This window comes from Caballeronia sp. ATUFL_F1_KS39 (genome assembly GCF_023630985.1).
GTDB lineage: Bacteria > Pseudomonadota > Gammaproteobacteria > Burkholderiales > Burkholderiaceae > Caballeronia > Caballeronia zhejiangensis.
On sequence record NZ_JALQDZ010000097.1, the window covers coordinates 1 to 266 of the forward strand.

The following is a 266-nucleotide window of genomic DNA, read 5'->3' on the forward strand; positions in this document are numbered from 1 at the left end:
CGCTGGATGCGCGGCCTGGCTATGACTTCGTGATCCCGCAGACGGGTTTCTTCCTGGATGCCGACGAAGGGGCGATCGGCACGCAGGTGGCGTTCACCGATTACGCCGTGTTCTACGGCGAGGCCGCGGCGGCGGGCATGTACGAAAACCGGTTCTCCACGGCGACGTGTCTTGCGCGCACGCGGACCCTGCGCGAACTCGGATATCGCGAGGAACTCGAGGCGTACGAGGACTGGGATCTGTACATGCGGGCGACGGCCGCGGGC

The 266-nt window shown here is 66.5% G+C and carries 1 pseudogene; it reads left to right on the forward strand.

Features of this window, described 5'->3' with window-relative positions:
• Positions 1–266 (forward strand): annotated as a pseudogene (locus tag NCR93_RS31720) (glycosyltransferase); the annotation flags it as partial.